Origin of the sequence: Methylotenera sp. (assembly GCF_030653755.1) — a bacterium.
GTDB lineage: Bacteria > Pseudomonadota > Gammaproteobacteria > Burkholderiales > Methylophilaceae > Methylotenera.
The window spans coordinates 45473-66354 of the sequence record NZ_JAURYU010000049.1; the positions used below are offsets into that span (position 1 = coordinate 45473).

19 protein-coding genes are annotated in these 20882 nt (G+C 43.7%); 10 read left to right on the top strand and 9 right to left on the bottom strand.

Annotated elements, in window-relative coordinates; all coding sequences use genetic code 11:
* Positions 1-3: 3 nt before the first annotated feature.
* Positions 4-1521, bottom strand: coding sequence for a M48 family metalloprotease (locus Q7U33_RS10665; RefSeq protein WP_304860688.1), 1518 nt, complete (start codon positions 1519-1521; stop codon positions 4-6).
* A gap of 109 nt (positions 1522-1630) precedes the next feature.
* On the opposite strand from Q7U33_RS10665, the gene moaC reads away from it, so the two are divergent.
* Positions 1631-2113 carry a cyclic pyranopterin monophosphate synthase MoaC gene (gene moaC, locus Q7U33_RS10670; RefSeq protein ID WP_304860690.1) on the top strand — a complete coding sequence of 161 codons (483 nt, stop codon included), beginning with the start codon at positions 1631-1633 and terminating at the stop codon, positions 2111-2113.
* Positions 2114-2183: 70 nt separating this feature from the next.
* On the opposite strand, the gene Q7U33_RS10675 is transcribed toward moaC, so the two are convergent.
* From Q7U33_RS10675 to rpe, 4 genes are all read right to left on the bottom strand, one after another.
* Positions 2184-4781, bottom strand: coding sequence for an EAL domain-containing protein (locus tag Q7U33_RS10675; RefSeq protein WP_304860692.1), 2598 nt, complete (start codon positions 4779-4781; stop codon positions 2184-2186).
* Positions 4782-4790: 9 nt separating this feature from the next.
* Positions 4791-6272 carry an anthranilate synthase component I gene (gene trpE / locus Q7U33_RS10680; protein ID WP_304860694.1) on the bottom strand — a complete coding sequence of 494 codons (1482 nt, stop codon included), beginning with the start codon at positions 6270-6272 and terminating at the stop codon, positions 4791-4793.
* A gap of 194 nt (positions 6273-6466) precedes the next feature.
* Entirely contained in the window at positions 6467-7132 is a 666-nt protein-coding gene (locus tag Q7U33_RS10685) for a phosphoglycolate phosphatase (protein WP_304860696.1), read from the bottom strand.
* 98 nt (positions 7133-7230) lie between these two features.
* Complete coding sequence (rpe, locus tag Q7U33_RS10690) at positions 7231-7941, bottom strand: ribulose-phosphate 3-epimerase (protein ID WP_015833176.1); 711 nt, start codon at positions 7939-7941, stop codon at positions 7231-7233.
* 117 nt (positions 7942-8058) lie between these two features.
* Between rpe and hemA the strand changes: the two genes are divergently transcribed.
* The 7 genes from hemA to Q7U33_RS10725 all read left to right on the top strand — a co-directional run bounded on the left by hemA (position 8059) and on the right by Q7U33_RS10725 (position 15085).
* Entirely contained in the window at positions 8059-9303 is a 1245-nt protein-coding gene (hemA, locus tag Q7U33_RS10695; RefSeq protein WP_304860699.1) for a glutamyl-tRNA reductase, read from the top strand.
* Positions 9304-9445: 142 nt separating this feature from the next.
* On the top strand, positions 9446-10528 hold the full coding sequence (gene prfA / locus Q7U33_RS10700) for a peptide chain release factor 1 (protein WP_304860702.1): 1083 nt from the start codon (positions 9446-9448) through the stop codon (positions 10526-10528).
* Positions 10529-11407 carry a peptide chain release factor N(5)-glutamine methyltransferase gene (gene prmC / locus Q7U33_RS10705; protein WP_304860705.1) on the top strand — a complete coding sequence of 293 codons (879 nt, stop codon included), beginning with the start codon at positions 10529-10531 and terminating at the stop codon, positions 11405-11407.
* Between the two features lie 27 nt (positions 11408-11434).
* Positions 11435-11953, top strand: coding sequence for a BLUF domain-containing protein (locus Q7U33_RS10710; RefSeq protein ID WP_304860707.1), 519 nt, complete (start codon positions 11435-11437; stop codon positions 11951-11953).
* Between the two features lie 48 nt (positions 11954-12001).
* Positions 12002-13144 carry a homoserine O-acetyltransferase gene (locus tag Q7U33_RS10715; protein ID WP_304860710.1) on the top strand — a complete coding sequence of 381 codons (1143 nt, stop codon included), beginning with the start codon at positions 12002-12004 and terminating at the stop codon, positions 13142-13144.
* The gene (gene metW / locus Q7U33_RS10720) at positions 13134-13751 is read left to right on the top strand and encodes a methionine biosynthesis protein MetW (protein WP_304860713.1); all 618 of its coding nucleotides are present in this window, start codon (positions 13134-13136) and stop codon (positions 13749-13751) included. The genes Q7U33_RS10715 and metW overlap by 11 nt, the downstream gene beginning before the upstream one ends.
* A 44-nt stretch (positions 13752-13795) precedes the next feature.
* Positions 13796-15085, top strand: coding sequence for an AmpG family muropeptide MFS transporter (locus Q7U33_RS10725; RefSeq protein WP_370652006.1), 1290 nt, complete (start codon positions 13796-13798; stop codon positions 15083-15085).
* Positions 15086-15088: 3 nt separating this feature from the next.
* Here Q7U33_RS10725 and Q7U33_RS10730 read toward each other — a convergent pair whose 3' ends face one another.
* Complete coding sequence (locus tag Q7U33_RS10730; protein WP_304860718.1) at positions 15089-15859, bottom strand: exodeoxyribonuclease III; 771 nt, start codon at positions 15857-15859, stop codon at positions 15089-15091.
* Positions 15860-15891: 32 nt separating this feature from the next.
* On the opposite strand from Q7U33_RS10730, the gene pyrE reads away from it, so the two are divergent.
* A complete protein-coding gene (gene pyrE, locus Q7U33_RS10735; protein WP_304860720.1) occupies positions 15892-16545 on the top strand; it encodes an orotate phosphoribosyltransferase in 654 nt (217 codons plus the stop codon).
* Between the two features lie 87 nt (positions 16546-16632).
* A complete protein-coding gene (locus tag Q7U33_RS10740) occupies positions 16633-17319 on the top strand; it encodes a DUF4124 domain-containing protein (RefSeq protein WP_304860722.1) in 687 nt (228 codons plus the stop codon).
* A gap of 162 nt (positions 17320-17481) precedes the next feature.
* Here Q7U33_RS10740 and gatB read toward each other — a convergent pair whose 3' ends face one another.
* From gatB to gatC, 3 genes are read right to left on the bottom strand one after another with little or no spacing between them, the layout of a single operon-like run.
* Positions 17482-18930, bottom strand: a complete 1449-nt coding sequence (gene gatB, locus Q7U33_RS10745) for an Asp-tRNA(Asn)/Glu-tRNA(Gln) amidotransferase subunit GatB (protein ID WP_304860725.1) — start codon at positions 18928-18930, stop codon at positions 17482-17484.
* Positions 18930-20414, bottom strand: coding sequence for an Asp-tRNA(Asn)/Glu-tRNA(Gln) amidotransferase subunit GatA (gene gatA / locus Q7U33_RS10750; protein ID WP_304860728.1), 1485 nt, complete (start codon positions 20412-20414; stop codon positions 18930-18932). Before gatA ends, gatB begins: the two co-directional genes overlap by 1 nt.
* A 7-nt stretch (positions 20415-20421) precedes the next feature.
* On the bottom strand, positions 20422-20736 hold the full coding sequence (gene gatC, locus Q7U33_RS10755) for an Asp-tRNA(Asn)/Glu-tRNA(Gln) amidotransferase subunit GatC (protein WP_304860730.1): 315 nt from the start codon (positions 20734-20736) through the stop codon (positions 20422-20424).
* Positions 20737-20882: the final 146 nt, after the last annotated feature.

Sequence of the window (20882 nt, forward strand, 5' to 3'; positions counted from 1 at the left end):
CTCCTAAGATTTAGGCTTTTTATTATCGCCCATCATTAGCCTTAGCTGCCTTAAACGCGCTTCAACAATAGATTGCTGATAAAAATCACCGTCATTGGCTTTTGCGGCTAAATCCATTTGTTCAATGGCGCGAGCAAGATCATATTTCCGATAATAGGCCTCACTCTGCGCTTGGTGGCTAAGCAAAGCTTTATTTTGCATATTGTAAGCCTTAGCTAATAAGTCATACATATAAGCATCATCAGGATAAAAACCCTGCTTCATTTTAATTAGTTGAATCGCTTGAGTGGCTTGTTTTGTGGCAAGGTAATGTTCTGCATACCCATGAATTAAGGCGCGGTTATCTGGAAAAGCCTGCAATCCAGACGCATATTTCTCGGCTGCCTCGATAGGCTTATTTCTGGCCACTTCAAGCCGCGCTGCTAAATTTTCTATCATAGGGTGGGATGACGCATTTTTCTTAAGCCAAGCCAGCTCGTATTCGACTTCTGTCCATGCGCTCTTTCGCAATAAAGCGACTGCTAAACCATAATGCTCGGCGGCAACATTTGCATAACGTTGTTCACTAATATTTTGCTTAAACAAATCAATCGCTACTTGAGGAACGCCCAGCATCGCGCGTAACTTCGCTTTCACATATTGGAACTCAAGACCATCTGCTACCTGTTTATATGGCATTTGCTCAACACGATTAGTGACATCAGCAATCCGCTCAGAAGTCAGTGGATGGGTACGTAAAAAACTAGGTGCGCCACCCTCGGTGAAACGAGAACCGCGCTGTAAAGTTTTAAAGAACTGTGGCATCGCCCTCACATCAAAACCACCAGAATCTAATATCTGCAAACCAATACGATCCGCTTCACGCTCATAATCACGGGTGTAATCCAATTGGTTTTGCACACCGATAGCAGATGCTGTGGTCATAGCACCTGAGGCCAACTGCGGGTTAGATCTTGCGACCAGTAAAGCCAAAGCAATACCTGCTAAGTTCTTAAACGTGTCATATTTTTGCGAGGCAAGCATTCGTGCTAAATGTCTTTGTGTAACGTGACCTATTTCGTGACCAAGCACACTCGCAAGTTCCGACTCAGTATTGGAAGCCAGAATCAAACCTGTATGCACACCGATTACACCACCTGGCATGGCAAACGCGTTAATTGAAGGATCTTGCACCACAAAGAAATTAAACTTTTGTCGCTTTTCTGGCCCATTTTCCACCAAGCGTGCGCCTAGGCTTTGCAGGTAGTCAGAGACTTCCGCATCACTTAGCACATCATCACTGACGGCAACCTGACGCATAATCTGCTCTGCGATTTCCTGCTCTTGCAATGGCGACATTACCGTTGCTGATACATCGCCTAAGTCTGGCAATTCATTTGCAAGCGCTTGATGTGTGAATACGAGTGAAGCAGCTACTAGTGTAGTGGCAACTACCGAGGTCGAAACTATTGGCGTCGAGACCAGTGAAGTCGGAATAATTGAAGCAACTAATAATATAATGGGGGATAAATTTAATTTCATTATTACTATGATAACGTTTGCAGTCGAATGTTTCATAATACTGCGTAAATTATACCGCACCAACCTAAGCAATTTTTACACTTAAATCCAACACGCTGAGAATGACAATATGACAAACCCACTTACCCACTTTGATCAAAACGGTCAGGCCCATATGGTTGATATCGGCGAAAAAGCCGAAACACACCGTATAGCAGTTGCAACAGGGTACATTAGCATGCTGCCTTCAACGCTAGCACTTATCCAATCTGGAAGCAGTAAAAAAGGGGATGTACTTGGTATTGCCAGAATCGCCGCGATTCAGGCCGCAAAAAAAACATCTGACCTTATCCCGCTGTGCCACCCGATTTCACTCACGCGCATTGCCGTTAGTTTTGATGTAAATGAAACATCGTCTAGCATCAGCTGCTCAGTTACCACCGAAACTTACGGAAAAACTGGCGTAGAAATGGAAGCACTAACCGCAGTAAGCGCTTGCCTACTCACCATTTACGATATGTGCAAAGCGGTGGATCGCGGAATGACTATCTCAGAGATTAAGCTACTAGAAAAACACGGTGGGAAATCTGGTGATTGGTTAGCAAACAACTAGCCTATTACAATCTCAGTATATTTTTCGCATGATTACATTTTGATAACAGTCCAATATGTAATCACAGAGCTTAGCCATTGATGACTAGTTTTTCAAAACTCTCAACATCTGTAGGCCTGCTAAAATAATAACCTTGGAAATAATCACAGCCAAAACTTCTTAACAGCTCGTATTGCTCAACCTGCTCAACACCTTCAGCGACGATATCGCAATGGATGGTCTTACCAACGGCAAGTATCATTTGAATAATCGCTGCATCATTTGAATCTGTCAGTACATCATGCACAAAGGATTGATCAATTTTAATTTGGGTGACTGGCAACTTTTTGAGATAGACCAATGATGAGTGCCCAATCCCAAAATCATCCAGAGAGATTCTGACACCCATCTGCTTCAATACTTTCATCTTATTGATCACATCATCAATATTATCAATCACGGCCGTTTCGGTAAGCTCTAACTTAAGCTGGTCTGGATTAATCGCGGTATTCGCTAATATTTCACGCAACTCTTGTACAAAGTTGATATATAAAAACTGCTTCGCACTAATGTTAACTGACAGCTTGATTTGACTTAATATTGGGTCTGATTCCCATACTTTCAGTTGCTGGCATGCCTGTGCCAATACCCAATGTCCTATCTTAATAATGTGATTCGTCTTTTCTGCAATCGGTATAAACTCGACAGGACTCACATTACCAAGCGTTGGGTGGCTCCATCGCAATAACACTTCAGCCGCAACCACTTGCTTATCCACATTAACAATCGGCTGGTAGTTAAAATATAGCTCATGATTAACAAGTGCCACTGAAAGCGCGGACTCTAACGCAAAGTTTTTTTCTATGCTTTCTTGCGTTAATTGATCATAAAATCGATACGTGTTACCACCACTTTCTTTAGATAAGTACATCGCAGTGTCTGCATGCCTCAAATGATCTTCAAAAGTCAGTTGATGGTCATTAAACAAGGTAATGCCGATGCTGGCACTGGTAGCAAATTCAAACAAACTTAAATAATAATTTTTATTAAGCTCCGCCAAAAGCTTCTGGGCAACCTCGCTCACCTGTTGATAAGCGACTGTTGCACTGGAGTCTAAGTTCTCTAATATCACCACAAACTCATCTCCACTGAGTCTTGCAACGGTATCTCCAGACCTCACCGTATTCTGTATTCTTTTAGCCACTTCTATCAGCAACTGATCGCCTACATCATGGCCTTTGGTGTCATTGAGTGTTTTAAATTTATCTAAATCAATAAACAATAAACCACAGTAAGTGCCTACCCGTTGCGCAATTAAAATCGCATGCTGATAACGATCAATCAACAAACGTCTATTAGGCAAAGCCGTCAGCGCATCATAATAGGCAAAGTTCTCGATCTCCTGCCTAGCTTTTTTCTGTTCAGAAATATCACGTATAAATCCAGTGACCAACCACAAATCAGCATCTCTTAAAGCAGTTAGCGTTAACTCTATCGGAAACTCACCACCATCTGCACGCATTGCAACCATTTCAATGCGTTGGTTAAAAATATGCTTAACACCAGACTTAACATATTGCTGGTGCCCCGCATGATGGGCAGTTCGGTATCTTTCGGGAATAATCAATTCCGACATCGGCTTCCCTAAGACGTCTTCCTTTTTATACCCAAAAATACGCTCTGCTGCTGGATTAAACTCAACCAACAGGCCTGCTGCATCAATCGTTAAAATGGCATCGAATGCCCCATTAATCACAGCGCGTAGCTTCTTATCGTGTTTTTGTATGGTCTTAAGTGCTAAATTTCGCTCAGCTTGCAAGGCAGAAATTAACAACATGGTCACCACCAATGCCACCATAAAGGTCCACAGTGAGAAGACTCCTTCACTTATATTATGACTATAAAAATTACCAGTACCCTGCGAAGTAAGCCATACAGCAATGCTGGATAAGATAATGACAAAGAAAGACCCGCCGACAATACCAAAGCTCATTGAAGCCCATATGAGCATGGGCAAAATCACAAACATAGATAAAATAAATTGTTTATTTAAATCAGGAACCGAACTCACGATAATGAGCTCAATGCACACAAACAAAACAATCCATGCCAGCAACTGGTGGCACTTATCATCACAAGAGAATGTGCCTTTTCTACCGATATTGAGTACTAAGGGCAGCGCTAATAAAACACCTAAGCTATCGCCTAGCCACCAAATAAACCAAATATTGAAAAGATTTCCCTCATTTGCTAACCCAGTGAAATATAAGCTAGATATAGCGCCTGTGGCACAAACCAACATGCCAATCATCGCCACCAATATCATCAGTAGAATATCTTTTTGTTTATATAAATGATGATTAAAATGGAATTTGCGCAGGAGATATGCTGAGAGCATAGGGCCTAGCGTGTTTGTAACAGCGATTAACACACTTGTTAAAGAAGGTAACACGGTAAGCTCTATCGCAAATGATGCAATAAAAACTGCGGGGATACAGATGCGTCCCCAGCGCATAATGGCACCCACAGCAATTCCTGTAGGGAGCCACATCAAGGTAGCCATAGACTCTTTATAAGGCACCATCAGCCCAAGTTTGGCTGTTACAAAATAAGCCAGTGCCACTAAAACAAAAGTCATCAACTTTGTTTTAAAAGTTGATGACCGATATTGAGTGGCAATGTTTTTCATCACATGCTCTTAGCTGACATCAAGTCCATCTTGTACCAACTCTGCGGCACGCAACACTGCACGCGCTTTGTTCTGTGTTTCCATCCATTCACTTGCTGGAACAGAGTCAGCCACAATACCAGCACCCGCTTGCACATAAAGCATATTGTTTTTGATCACACCAGTTCGAATAGCAATCGCCACACCCATGTCACCATTAAAACCTAAGTAACCCACCGCACCTGCATAAATGCCACGTTTGCTTGGCTCTAACTCATCGATAATTTCCATCGCACGTACTTTAGGCGCACCACTGACTGTGCCAGCAGGGAACGTTGCTTTAATGACGTCAATCGCATCCATTCCTGGTTTCAGCTTACCTTCTACATTACTCACAATATGCATCACATGAGAGTAACGCTCTATCATCATATTGTCAGTCACACGAACAGAGCCAGTCACGGCAACTCGACCCACATCATTGCGCCCAAGGTCCATTAATTGCACATGCTCGGCACGCTCTTTAGGGTCAGCCAACAACTCTTCAGCCAGTGCAATATCCTGTTCACGAGTTTTGCCGCGCGGTCGTGTGCCAGCAATTGGACGTGCTGTCACCGTACCATTCTCAAGGCGCACTAAAATCTCAGGTGACGCACCTACCACATGGTGATCGCCCATATCGTAGTAAAACATATAAGGTGATGGATTCAAGCTACGTAACGCACGGTAAAGCGATAACGGTGGTGCTAAAAATTGCTGTGACATGCGCTGCGACAACACTACCTGCATAATATCGCCGTCTAAAATGTACTGCTGAGCACGCTTAACTGCTGCTTTAAAATTATCTTCACCAAATTCTGAAGTCGCCACAGTTTTATCAGTAGCAATTGATTTTGGAATCGTGACAGTATTTCTTAATTTTTGCACTAACTCACTCAAGCGCTGTTTAGCTTGTTCATACGCACCAGCCTCAGCTGAATCTGCGTAAACAATAAAGTAAAGTTTACCGCTTAAATTATCAACCACCGCCAATTGCTCAGACACCATCAATAAAACATCCGGGACATTGATCGCATCAGGTTTTACAGCATCAGCTAATCGCCTCTCAATATAACGGACGGTTTCATATCCAAAATAACCAGCTAAACCACCAGTAAACCTTGGTAAACCTTCGTAAGGTGGTGTTTTAAAGCGCGCTTGGAAACTTTTTACGAAGTCTAATGGATTTGTATCCTCTACCGACTCCACCACCCTGTCGCCATCTAATACCTGTACTTTTCTACCGTGCGCAACAATACGCGTTTTTGCAGGCAGTCCAATAATTGAATAACGACCAAAACGCTCTCCACCCTGCACAGACTCAAGCAAGTATGAAAATGGCTGATTTGCCAGTTTTAAATAGAGTGATAACGGTGTATCGAGATCTGCAAAGGTTTCAAGTACTAGGGGAATGCGGTTGTAGCCTTGTGCTGCCAAGGCGTTAAATTCATCTTGATTAATCGTGTTTAACATAAACTTCCTAAAACTTTATCATCGTGTTCTTTAAAGTGGAGCAGCTTAATCACCTATGATTGACGCTGCTGCATGACTATTTAATTAGCTTTGCCAAGAGCATCGCCAACTGAAAGGGCCACTAAGAATCTGATTGTAAAAATGATCGTCTGTTACGTTCATCATATTTGAAGTTATGTATTAGTAAGAGATTACTAGGTTAATAAATTAAGTAAATCGGGTAAATCAGCAATCGTGGCATCCACCATACGCTCGTCAATTACTCTACCTTGATTATATCCATAAGGTACGGTGACAATATAACATCCTGCGGCATGCGCTGCTACAACATCTGTTTCAGAATCGCCCACCAGCATAGACTCAGCTTCCAGCACGTTAAATGTTTTGCAGATATGATGCAATTGCATCGGGCTAGGTTTCTTTTTTGGCAAAGTATCACCAGAAACAACTACATCAAAAAAATCTGCCAACCCTGTCGCATCGAGCAAGGGGTGCGTGAATCTTTCGGGTTTGTTTGTCACACATGCTAACTTAAAACCTTTACCCTTTAAGTGGCTTAAGGTTTCTAGCACACCCTCATACGGTTGGCTACGTGTGACATTATTAGCATAATGCTCAAAAAATAAAGCTTGTGCATCATGAAGCAAATCATCATCAGGTTCAACACCTGACTCACTCATCACACATCGCTTAATCAGCATTTGCGCACCCTCACCAATATAACGCTCTATCTGTATTGGCGATTTGTTTGGCAAATCTAACGAATCCAACATTTGATTCGCCGCAAAAGCAATTTCTGGCGCAGTGTTAACTAATGTGCCATCAAGATCAAACATGATGGCTTTGACATTAAACCCCATGGCGATTTACTTTATTTCAAATTTACGATGGATTAAAACACAGCCATCCAATCGCCTAGCGCCATAAATAATGTCACTAAGCGATTAATTGGCTGTATTTATTTTACAGTAGCCAAAGATGCGCGCATTTCAGCCACAACAGTGTTGTAACGGTTTGCATCAGTATCTTTAGGTGAGCCAAAAATCGCTGAACCAGCCACAAATGTATCCGCGCCAGCACGTGCAATTTCTGCAATGTTTTGTGCGTTTACGCCACCATCTACTTCAAGCCAAATTTGACGGCCTGTTTTTTCGTAGTATGCATCGATTCTAGCGCGTGCTAATTTTAGTTTTTCCAATGTTTCAGGAATAAATTTCTGACCACCGAAACCAGGGTTCACTGACATCAGTAAAATCATATCTACTTTGTCCATCACATGATCAAGGTAGCTTAATGAAGTAGCAGGGTTGAACACCAAGCCTGATTTACAACCTAAATCACGCACCATCGCCAAACTACGGTCAATATGCTCTGAAGCTTCTGGGTGAAAAGTAATGATGTTTGCACCAGCTTTTGCAAAGTCAGGAATAATACGGTCAACTGGTTTAACCATTAAATGCACATCAATCAACGCTCCTACTTTTTTTGCAGTTTCGCGAATTGCATCACACACCAATGGGCCAATGGTTAAGTTAGGCACGTAATGGTTGTCCATTACGTCAAAATGCACGATATCTGTGCCTGAGGTAATCACATCTTCAATCTCTTGACCAAGTTTGGCAAAGTTCGCAGAAAGAATACTTGGGGCAATTCTAAAAGTTTTATCCATGGCAATATCCGTCAAATTAAATTTATTAATCAGTTTAAAGCGTTATTTTAACCTTATTTCACACTAATAAGATGATGCTTCTTGCTTAAGATAGGCCAATCCCTCAAAATTACACTTATGCAGTTATATGTTATAGGCGTGAACCACACAACCGCCCCCATCCAAATCCGCGAGCATGTTGCTTTTAACAGCGATCATCTTGGTAGCGCCCTGCGCGATCTCACCATGAATAACGCTTCCGAAGCTGCGATTTTGTCTACCTGTAACCGCACAGAACTTTATTGCAGCACAGATGATCCGCAAAAAGCACTGGCTTGGTTATCGCAATATCACAAAATTGAAGCAAACGAGATCGCCCCCTACATTTACACTCTGCCAGATGATGAAGCCGTTAAACATGCGTTTAGAGTGGCTTCTGGCTTAGATAGCATGGTGTTAGGCGAGCCACAAATTCTTGGTCAATTTAAGCAATCGGTTAAAATTGCACAGGATGCAGGCACCTTAGGCACACTATTACATAAGTTATTTCAACGCACGTTTGAAGTCGCTAAAGAAGTGCGCACCAATACAGATATTGGTGCTAATTCTATTTCAATGGCAGCAGCGGCAGTCAAGCTCTCTCAGCGTATTTTTGGTGACATTAGCGAACAAAAAGTACTATTTATTGGCGCTGGAGAAATGATAGAACTTTGTGCAGACCATTTTGCCGCACAAAAGCCAAAGAGCATTACGATTGCCAACCGTAGCATTGAACGCGGCTCAACGCTTGCGCAAAAAATTAATGGCGAAGCGATTTTACTCAACGACCTGCCTACATACTTTGCAAACTTTGATATCGTCATCACTTCAACAGCAAGCACCTTACCCATTATCGGCTTAGGCATGGTAGAAAGCGCCATTAGAACACGCCGCCACCGTCCGATTTTCATGGTGGACTTAGCTGTACCGCGCGATATTGAACCTGAGGTGGCAGAGCTGGACGACGTATTTTTATATACTGTCGATGACTTAGCGCAAGTGGTGTCTGATGGCATTGAAAACAGGCAAACGGCAGCAGTTGAAGCAGAAATAATTGTCGCGACGCGTGTTGAAAACTTTATGCAGTGGTTTAAAAAGCGCGATGCAGTGCCCACCATCAAAGCCCTGCGCGACCAAGCCGAGCATATGCGTAAATCTGAACTGGAAAAAGCGTTAAAACTACTACAAAAAGGTGAGCGCCCTGAAAAAGCCTTAGAGGCACTTAGCGTGGCACTCACCAACAAGTTTCTTCATGCCCCTAGCCATGCACTGAATAAAACACATGGCGACGAGCATGCGAAGCTCGAAGAAATTTTAAAAGATTTATATCAAATTAAAAGTTAAGCCGTATTACTTATTCCAATTCTAAATCATTCGTGCCTAGGCGACGAGGCGAAGACAGTGCTGTAGCACGGCGAGCCGAAGACAACAACGACACGAATGATTTAGAATTGGAATTAAGCAATAAAACCTTGAGAAACACATAATGAAACCAAGCATGATTACCAAACTCGCCAACTTGAGCGAGCGCCTAGATGAAATTGACCGTTTGATGAGCAGTGAGGGCATCACTAACGATATGGACAATTATCGCAAACTCACACGAGAACATGCCGAAATCACGCCTATCGTAGAGCAATATCGTGCCTTTGTGCAGGCTGAAGCTGACATCAGTGAAGCGCAAACCATGCTGAGCGACCCAGAGATGAAAGCGTTTGCTCAAGAAGAAATTGAAACGGGCAAAGCAAAACTAGAAGCCATTGAAGCTGCGTTACAAACATTGTTACTACCTAAAGACCCTAATGATGAGAAAAATATCTTCTTAGAAATCCGCGCAGGTACAGGTGGTGATGAGTCAGGTTTATTTGCTGGCGATCTTTACCGCATGTACTCTCGCTATGCAGAACGCCAAGGCTGGAAAGTTGAAGTCATGTCTGCCAACGAAGGCGAAATGGGCGGCTACAAAGAAATTATCGCCAAAATTGAAGGCTACGGCGCTTACTCAAAACTGAAGTTTGAGAGTGGCGGTCACCGTGTACAACGTGTACCTGACACCGAAACCCAAGGTCGTATTCATACTAGCGCATGTACGGTAGCTGTATTACCAGAGGCTGATGAAATTAACGACGTAGCCATCAACCCTGCGGATGTGCGTATCGACACCTTCCGCGCGAGTGGTGCAGGCGGGCAACACATTAACAAAACCGATTCAGCCGTACGCCTAACGCACGCCCCTACAGGCATTGTGGTGGAATGCCAAGAAGGCCGCAGCCAACATGCGAACAAGGCGCAAGCATTTGCCGTATTGGCCGCACGCATCAAAGCCAAACAAGTGGACGAGCAACAAAGTAAAATCGCTAGCGAGCGTAAAAGCTTAATCGGTAGTGGTGACCGCTCAGAGCGCATTCGCACCTACAATTACCCACAAGGCCGTATTACCGACCACCGCATCAACCTGACCTTATACAAAATTGATGCGATTACAGAAGGTGATATGGATGAGTTGATTGGCGCATTGTCAGCAGAGCATCAGGCTGACTTACTAGCCAGCTTAGGCGACGACAACTAATTGACGCGGACTGTACGCACCGCTTGGATAGAAGCGCAGCAACGCATCATTGAGCAGCTATCGCTAGAGGCTAATGAGGCGAAGTTTGAAGCGCAACTGTTACTACAAAACGCGTTAAACGTTAATCGTGCTTGGTTAATAGCGCACGAGAGTGACGCACTACAAGACAATGTAAAGGCTAGCTTCGAATCCCTACTTGCGCGCAGACTACTAGGTGAACCAATTGCCTATATATTTGGTTACCGTGAATTTTTTGGTCTGAATTTAATTGTGTCGCCTGACACACTCATCCCACGGCCAGATACTGAAACTTTAGTAGAAGCTGCCTTAAATAGAATCCCCACCGATGTACGCTATTCAGTGCTAGATTTAGGCACAGGAACGGGTGCAGTCGCACTGGCAATCGCCAAACATCGCCCAGAAGCACAAGTGATGGCAATTGACGCATCAAGCACAGCACTGGACATTGCCAAGCGCAACGCGACACAATTAGCACTCACAAATATTGATTTGCGCTTGAGTAACTGGTTCTCAGCACTGGAAGGTGAAAGATTTCATCTGATTGTCAGCAACCCACCCTACATTGAGCAGCATGACACACACCTCACGCAAGGGGATTTAAGATTTGAACCCATATCAGCACTAGCCTCTGGTGCAGATGGCCTTGATGACATTCGGGAAATCATAGATAACTGCCTATTACACATGCAACCCCAAGGCTGGCTGATGTTAGAACATGGCTATAACCAAGCACATTTAGTGACAGACCTAATGGCACAGACTGGACTGGTGGCGATAGAAACCATTGAGGATTTTGGTGGCAACAATCGCGTAACCATCGGTAAAAATCCACTCATCGTGAGCACCCATTGGGACTAACGCTACCTGAACCAAGTCGTAACGCTTTTGTCAGATACTGAACGTAACATTGTCGGAGAGCGCTCAATGCCAGAAGCAAATCAACTCATACTAATCGCTTACACTAGCGTTGCAACGCACCAAATGTCGCACGACGAATTATTAGCACTTCTTAATCACGCACGCACCTGCAACCAAAGTCAAGGCATCACCGGTATGTTGCTCTATATGGATGATTGCTTCTTTCAAGTACTGGAAGGTGAAGAGCAGTTAGTGGATGATTTATATGACAAAATATGCCTAGACCAACGAAACCACCACGTTGTTAAACTTATTAGAGAGCCCATTACTGAGCGTAGCTTTACAGAATGGACCATGAGTTACGAACATGTATCTCGTGAAGACATGGCATCCTTCACGGGACTCACTGACTACCTTGACCAAGATCACCCAGGCTTTAACGGCATGGCTACAAGTCGCGCACGCAAACTCATTGAGTCATTTAAGCACGGGCAATGGCATCGCCATGACTTAACCCAACAAAAATTTATACACATCGGCACATAGCGCATAAGCAACATCAACATTTGCAGTTGCTCATAGTATAATCACCGCATGTCTGAAAATAACTCTATCGGCATTGTTGCCCCAAAAACTGCATCGTTTAGCGAACCGCTTGTCCTAAAAAGTGGCGCAGTACTCACGCAATTTGACCTTGTTTACGAAACCTACGGCACATTAAATGCCGACAAGTCCAATGCAGTTCTGATTTGCCATGCACTCTCAGGTACACATCATGTCGCTGGCAAATACTCAGAACAAGACAAATACCCAGGCTGGTGGGACAACTTAATTGGCCCCAATAAACCACTTGATACCAAGAAATTTTTCGTCATCGGCGTTAATAATTTAGGCGGCTGTCATGGTAGCTCTGGTCCTGTCAGCACCAATCCAGCAACTGGTAAACCATGGGGGTCCGCTTTCCCGATTGTCACAGTGGAAGATTGGGTAAACTCCCAAGCACGCTTATTGGATTACCTAGGCATCACTCAACTAGCGGCTGTGATTGGCGGCAGCTTAGGTGGCATGCAAGCATTGCAATGGACTATCGCTTACCCTGACCGCGTACGCCACGCGCTGGTCATTGCCTCTGCACCCAACCTCACCGCACAAAATATGGCATTTAATGAGGTTGCACGCCAGGCCATTATTACAGACCCGGAATTTCATGGTGGCGACTATTACGAACATGGCGTGGTACCTCGTCGCGGCTTGCGTATTGCGCGTATGCTTGGTCACATCACTTACTTGAGCGATGACGCCATGGGTGAGAAATTTGGCCGCAAACTTAAGGATAACATCAAATATAGCTTTGATGTTGAGTTTGAAATGGAGTCTTACTTGCGTTACCAAGGCGATAAATTCGCTGGCGAGTTTGATGCCAACACGTATTTGCGCATGACGCGCGCATTAGATTATTACGACCCTGCGCTTGCTTTTGGTGGTGACCTCAGTAAAACACTGAGCCAAACCAAAGCAAAATTTCTAGTACTGTCATTCACTAGCGATTGGCGCTTTTCACCTGCACGTTCACGCGAAATTGTGAAAGCGTTACTCGATAACGAAAGCACGGTCAGCTACGCAGAGGTAACCGCAGCACATGGCCATGATGCCTTTTTAATGCCTGACGCACATTACCACGCTATTTTGCGTACTTATTTAAGCAATATTGAAGTTGGTGGCAACCATGCAGAATAATGTAAATATTACAAAAAATGTTGCGCAATACCGTCAAGATTTTGCGATTATCGCAAATTGGGTGAAGTTTGGCTCTAAAGTGCTTGATTTAGGGTGTGGGGACGGTGAATTATTGCAATTTTTACATAGCGCACTTGAAACTAAAGGGTATGGCGTAGAAAAAAACGATGCCAATCTACTTGCTTGTATTGCAAACGGCACAAACGTCATCCAAATGGACCTTGAAGATGGTCTGTCAGGCTTTGAAGATCAGTCATTTAACACCGTGATTCTTTCGCAAACGTTGCAAGCCATGCACAATACTGAAGAAATTGTATTGGAGATGCTGCGCGTCGGTAAGGAAATTATCGTCACATTCCCAAACTTCGGCTACTGGCGCAACCGCATGCAAATTACGGCAGGGCGCATGCCAGTCTCTAAAGCGTTACCATACCAATGGTATGACACGCCCAATGTACACCTTTGCACCATTAATGATTTTGACGAATTTTGCCATCATCACAATATTGAAATATTAGAACGTCGCGTGATTACAGATGGCAAAGAAGTGAACTTCATGCCCAACCTGCTTGGTAGCCTAGCAATGTACCGCTTAAAATCCAAGTAATGACTTTGCAAACAATAGCACCACCCACCATCAGAGAATCACTTATGAGCAAAAAAATGCTCATCTGTGTATTTACAGGCTTTAGCTCGGGGCTACCTCTCTTCATACTCATCAGCCTACTACCAGCTTGGCTACGTTCTGAAGGGGTAGATCTTAAGTCAATTGGTCTGTTTGCATTAATCAGCCTGCCATTTACATGGAAATTTCTGTGGGCACCGCTGTTTGACCGCTTCACCCCACCACTCGGTCGCCGCCGCGGCTGGCTGGTCATCTGGCAAGTATTATTACTATTATCGATCCCAGCTTTTGGTGCATTTAACCCAAAGTTTGACATTTGGAGCATTGCATACCTAGCCACGGTTGTGGCCTTCTTTAGTGCATGCCAAGACATTGTATTGGATGCCTACCGACGAGAGTTACTAATAGATGCTGAGCTAGGCCTTGGTAATGCCGTGCATGTAAATGCATATAAAATTGCAGGCTTAGTACCAGGCTCGCTATCACTGATTCTTGCAGACCACATGCCATGGAGTAGCGTGTTTATCATCACGGCACTATTTATGTTGCCAGGCCTCGTTATGACGTTATTAGTCAAAGAACCTGCCTTAAGATACGGCGCACCAAAAACTTTACGTGCTGCGATTGTAGAACCATTCAAAGAGTTTATTGAGCGTAACGGACTAAAATCCGCTCTATTCATCTTGGCGTTTATTTTTCTATATAAGTTAGGGGATAGCATGACCACCGCGCTGGCAACCCCATTTTATTTAGACATGGGTTACAGCAAAACTGAAATCGGCTTAATCGCCAAGAATGCAGGCTTATGGCCCAGTGTGCTAGGTGGCCTAATCGGTGGTCTGTGGATGATCAAGCTTGGTATCAACAAATCGCTATGGGTATTCGGTGCAGTGCAGATGGTCGCTATCTTAGGCTTTGCTTGGCTTGCGGATGCAGCAACCAACCCTACATTATTCAGCTCATTTTTTGAGTTACAAATCTTCGGTGCCAGCTTTGCCTTACAAGAACGTTTAGTGTGGCTAGCAATGGTCATTGGAGTAGAGGCACTGGGCGTAGGGCTAGGCACTGCCGCTTTTGTTGCCTATATTGCTAAAACTACGCACCCACTTTATACCGCCACCCAATTCGCATTGTTTACCAGCTTGGCAGCAGTACCGCGTACATTTGCCAATGCCGCAACAGGCTACATGGTAGAGAGCATGGGATGGCGAGACTTCTTTATTCTGTGCTTTTTGATTGCCATCCCTGGCATGGCGCTCTTATTAAAAATAGCACCATGGAATGAAACTGCAAAAGACATCCAATATAACAACTAAACGCTATTGATATTCCACAATTAAGGGTGCATGGTCACTAAAGCGCTCATCTTTATAGATGCTACTGCTAACAGCTTTATTCGCAAAATCAGTTGTCGCAATCTGATAATCAATACGCCAACCCACGTTTTTAGCCCACGCCTGTCCGCGATTGCTCCACCATGTATAACACGCATCGGTAGTTTCTGGGTGTAACTTACGGTACACATCCACCCAGCCAACATCATCAAACAACGCAGTCAGCCAAGCACGCTCCTCAGGCAAAAATCCTGAGTTTTTGCGATTACCTTTATAGTTTTTAAGATCAATTTCTTGATGCGCGATATTCCAATCACCACAAATCACCACATCACGCCCACTATCTTTAAGCATTTTCAGGTGTAGCATGAAGCGCTCCATCACACTAAACTTAAAGGCTTGGCGCTCCTCCCCACTTGAGCCAGAAGGCAAATATAGCGACACCACACTTAAATTGCCAAATCTTGCCTCGATATAACGCCCTTCTCTATCAATATCAGCAATACCCAAGCCTACTATAATGCTATCTGGCTGCGTTTTTGAGTAGATACCTACACCGCTATAACCTTTTTTCTCTGCGTAATGAAAATAGCCAAAATAGCCATCTGGATTGAGCATTTCATCGCTCATATCGCCAACTTGCGCTTTGATTTCTTGCATACACACGATGTCTGCATCTTGTTTTTTTAACCATGCATACAGACCTTTATTGGTTGCGGAGCGAATGCCATTTAAATTTAACGATATAATCTTCAAAACTTAATTCCAAATAATGAACAGAAGCTATTATGACTCAATCACTCGATCAATTCAGGCAAGATTTTATCGCATTTGCGATTCAAAAAGAGGTTTTAAAATTTGGTGAATTTAAAACCAAAGCAGGGCGACTAAGCCCTTACTTTTTTAATGCTGGTTTATTTAATGACGGTGAAAGCCTGATGAAGCTAGGCGAATTTTACGCTAAGGCCATTAAAAACTCTGGTATTGAATTTGACATGCTATTTGGCCCAGCCTACAAGGGCATTACATTAGCGGCAAGTATTGCGATTGCACTTGCCAAAGATGGTCACAATGTACCCTATGCATACAACCGCAAGGAAGCCAAAGATCACGGTGAAGGCGGTGTCATTGTAGGGAGCCCACTTAAGGGTCGAGTTCTCATCATCGATGATGTAATTTCAGCAGGCACGTCAGTACGTGAATCTGTTGAACTCATCAATGCCAGCGGCGCCAGTGCTTGTGGCGTGGCAATTGCTATCGACAGGCAGGAGAAAGGCCTAGGCGAGCTTTCAGCAGTACAGGAAGTGATCAACACCAACAAAATACCCGTGTGCGCTATTGCTAATCTAAATGATTTATTGACTTATTTACATGACAAAACTGAGATGGCGCAAAATTTGCATGCAGTTGAAGCGTATCGACAAAAATATGGTGTCATTTAGTTAACTATAGAAAATTTGCTACAACATGCTTCCTGATCAACTGGATTCATAGCTAATGTAACAACCAGAAAGGTTACCCACATCAACATGGCAAGATTGTTTGAACCGTTACAAAAGCCAATCTTATCGGCTTCAGCAGCAACCAATCCGCTTGCCACCAGTGTGATGTGGACATTAGGACTATGCCTAATGCTGTGTTCAATCCAATATGCACAAGCCGAGAGTTCAGGCCGCATATTAAAATGGAAAGATGAAAAAGGAGTCACTCATTATGGTGACTCCATCCCCACCCAATACATCAACCGTGAAAGCTCTCTAATTAACCGTCAGGGCATCACCGTTAAACACAATAAGCCAGCCGCAACTCAAGACAATACAGTTGAGCTTGCAAAAATAGAATACGCCAAATCTGAACAAGCTAAAAAAGATAAAGCATTACTTGGGGCATTTACTAACGTCAACGAAATTGACCTAGCACTGGAGCGTAATATTCAGCTAGATAAAATTGCACTAGAGAATTTACAGCAAGAAAAAGCTAATCATCAAAAAAATCTTATTGCAAAAGAGACAATGGCGGCCAGCTTTGAAAAAAGAAAGAAAGTGACGCCTAAAGAGCTGAAAGCTGATATTGCAAACGAGCAAGAGCAGATTGCTAGCTTAGATGAAAAAATAGCAGCACGAAATACAGCGATTAGCGCCACTCGAAAACGTTTTGATGAAGATAAAAAACGCTACCTCTTACTTAAGAGTCAGCCTGGTAAAGAAACGCCATAAATTACGAAGTAAACTTTCGTTTAATAATTGCTCACAATCAAACCCGTAAATCTAAATTACCAGCCTAAAATTAAAAAAGCCTTATGGGTCACCGCAAGGCTTTTATCTTAAGACTCTCTATTTAATTACTTACAAAAACTAAACTGACATCAGTGTTAGGGTTTAAGCACCTAGCTTTTTCTTCAACACTTCATTCACTTGAGCAGGGTTGGCTTTACCTTTTGAGGCTTTCATGGCTTGGCCGACTAAAGCGTTAAAAGCTTTTTCTTTGCCTGCCTTAAACTCTTCTACCATTGCGGCATTGGCCGCCAACACTTCATCAATAATCGCTTCTATTGCACCAGTATCTGATACTTGTTTTAAGCCTTTTGCGTCAATAATGGCATCAACCTCACCTTCGCCATTCCACATCGCCTCAAACACTTGTTTGGCAGCATTGTTTGAAATAGTGTTGTCTGCAATACGTTTTAGCAGGCTTGCCAAACTCACTGAACTGACAGGTGACTCAGCTAGTGATTTTTCTTCAGCATTTAGTTTTGCGGAAATAGCACCCATTACCCAATTGGCGGCTGGTTTTGCTTCTGCACCCGCATCAACGGTTTCTACAAAATACTGAGCTAGCTCACGGCTTGCTGTCAGGCTTGCGGCATCGTAGCTGGTTAAGCCAAATTGCGTTTCAAACCTTAACTTCATGGCCTCTGGCAATTCTGGCATTTGCGCTTGTACGCGGGTTTTATCTGCTTCTGTAATTTCTAATGGCAACAAATCAGGGTCAGGGAAGTAGCGATAGTCGTTCGCTTCTTCTTTACTGCGCATGGCGCGTGTTTCGCCTGTGTCTGGGTTAAACAATACGGTTGCTTGCTGGATGGTTCCACCATCTTCCAGAGTTTCAATCTGCCAGCGAGTTTCGTACTCAATCGCCTGTTGCATAAACTTGAATGAGTTCAGGTTTTTAATTTCACGACGTGTGCCTAATTTTTCAGTACCTTTTGGTCGCACTGATACGTTAACGTCACATCTAAAACTACCTTCTTGCATATTGCCATCGCAAATACCAATCCATTGTACTAACTCATGCAGTTTTTTTGCATAGGCGACTGCTTCAGCCGCTGAGCGCATGTCTGGTTCTGTCACAATCTCTAACAATGGCGTACCTGCACGGTTAAGATCAATACCACTCATACCTTCAACCGCACCATGCACAGATTTACCAGCGTCTTCTTCTAAATGTGCACGCGTGATGTTAATCACTTTTTCATAAGCAGCATTTTTGCCAACGGCTGGCACTTGTATCGTGACGGCACCTTTGCCCACTACTGGTAGCTCATACTGGCTGATTTGGTAGCCTTTTGGCAAGTCTGGATAAAAGTAGTTTTTACGCGCGAACACAGAGCGCGGGGCAATTTCTGCATTAACGGCCAAACCAAACTTAATCGCGCAATTAACCGCTTCTTTATTCAACACAGGCAACACGCCTGGCAAGGCAATACTCACTTCACACGCTTGCGTGTTAGGCTCTGCACCATAAGTGGTAGAAGCCCCTGAGAAAATTTTAGTATTTGTTCTAAGTTGGGTATGCGTTTCCAACCCAATGACGACTTCCCATTCCATTATGCGCTTCCTTCTGGCTTATCCAAGGTTGGTGCTTGAGCATGCCAATCTGTCACTTGTTGATACTGATGCGCCACGTTCAACATACGCGCCTCATCAAAATAGTTACCAATAATCTGCAAGCCTACTGGCAATGGCTTACCATCTGCACTTGTAGCAAAACCAGCAGGAACGCTCATGCCAGGCAGACCAGCCAAATTAACCGCTATCGTATACAAGTCCTCTAAGTACATAGCTACTGGATCATCAGCCTTTTGACCCGCTTTAAATGCAGTAGATGGAGCGGTTGGTCCCATAATCACATCACATTTTTTGAAAGCTTCTTCAAAGTCTTGTGCGATTAAACGTCGAATCTGCTGCGCTTTGAGGTAATATGCATCGTAATAACCAGCACTTAACACATAAGTACCAATTAAAATGCGGCGCTTAACTTCTGCACCAAACCCCTCAGCACGGCTCTTACAATACATATCCATCAAATCAGTATATTCTGACGCTCGGTGACCATAACGCACACCGTCGTAGCGTGATAAATTGCTTGATGCCTCAGCAGGTGCTAATACATAGTAGACTGGTATAGAAAGACTAGAGTGAGGTAGTGATATTTCAATAAGTTCTGCTCCTAGTTCCTGATACTTTTGAATAGCCTTTTCAATTGGATCTTTTGTCGACGGATCTATTCCAATATCAAAAAATTCTTTCGGCAAGCCAACTCTTAAACCTTGTAACGGCTTATTCAAATCACGGGTGTAATCTTCTTTTTCACGATTCAAACTTGTTGAATCACGCTCATCAAAACCAGCCATCACATTCATCATCAAGGCACAGTCTTCAGCAGACTTAGCCATTGGGCCTGCTTGATCCAAGCTAGAGGCAAAAGCAATCATACCGTAGCGTGAAACCACACCATAGGTCGGCTTTAAGCCAGTAAAGCCACATAAAGAAGCTGGTTGGCGAATTGAGCCGCCAGTATCTGTTCCAGTAGCCGCAGCACATAAACGCGCAGCTACTGCTGCCGCACTGCCGCCACTACTGCCGCCAGGTACGCGGCTGAAATCCCAAGGATTTTTTACACCGCCAAAATAACTGGTTTCGTTAGATGAACCCATCGCGAACTCATCCATATTGGTTTTACCCAAATTCACCGCGCCAGCATGATCAAACTGCGTAATCACGTGCGCATCGTATGGTGCGATAAAGTTTTCCAACATTTTTGAACCACAAGTGGTTTTCCAACCTTGTGCGCAGAAAATATCTTTTTGTGCGATAGGAATACCTGTGAGCGCAGTTGCATTGCCAGCCGCGATGCGTACATCCGCCGCCTTAGCTTGGGCAAGCGTTCTATCATGGTCTAATGAAATGTAAGCATTAATCTCTGGGTTATACGCATCAATCCTGTTCAGAAAAGTTTGCGTGAGTTCTACGCTAGAAATTTCTTTATTAGCCAACATTTGGGCTAATGTTTTTAAGCTACTGTTGATCATATTGCGATTACTCGATTACTTTAGGGACAAGATAAAGACCGCCATCCACTGCGCGCGCGTCGGAGCCATTGCCAACTGCTGGCGAGATTTTTTGAAATGCCTCACGCTGATTGGTTTTAGTCACCACATCATCTCGCAACCGTTGCACCACGTCTTGAGAATGTGACATCGGCACAATGCCGTCAGTATTCACCGCTTGCATTTGCTCGATTAGGCCTAAAATCCCAGTCAGTTTTGACAAAGTTGCATTAGCGTCACTATCACTCACCTCAATACGGGCAAGATGCGCTATTTTTTTTATATCTTCAGTACTAAGTGCCATACTTCTAATAATCCGAAATGGTTAGTTGAGTGGGTAGGTTAAACACCTATTTTTCAATATTTTGTTTGTCAATTTAAGGACTGTGTAAGTAATACGATTGCCATTAGGCTTACGTCATACTCTTAAAACTATCCTTATGCACCTTA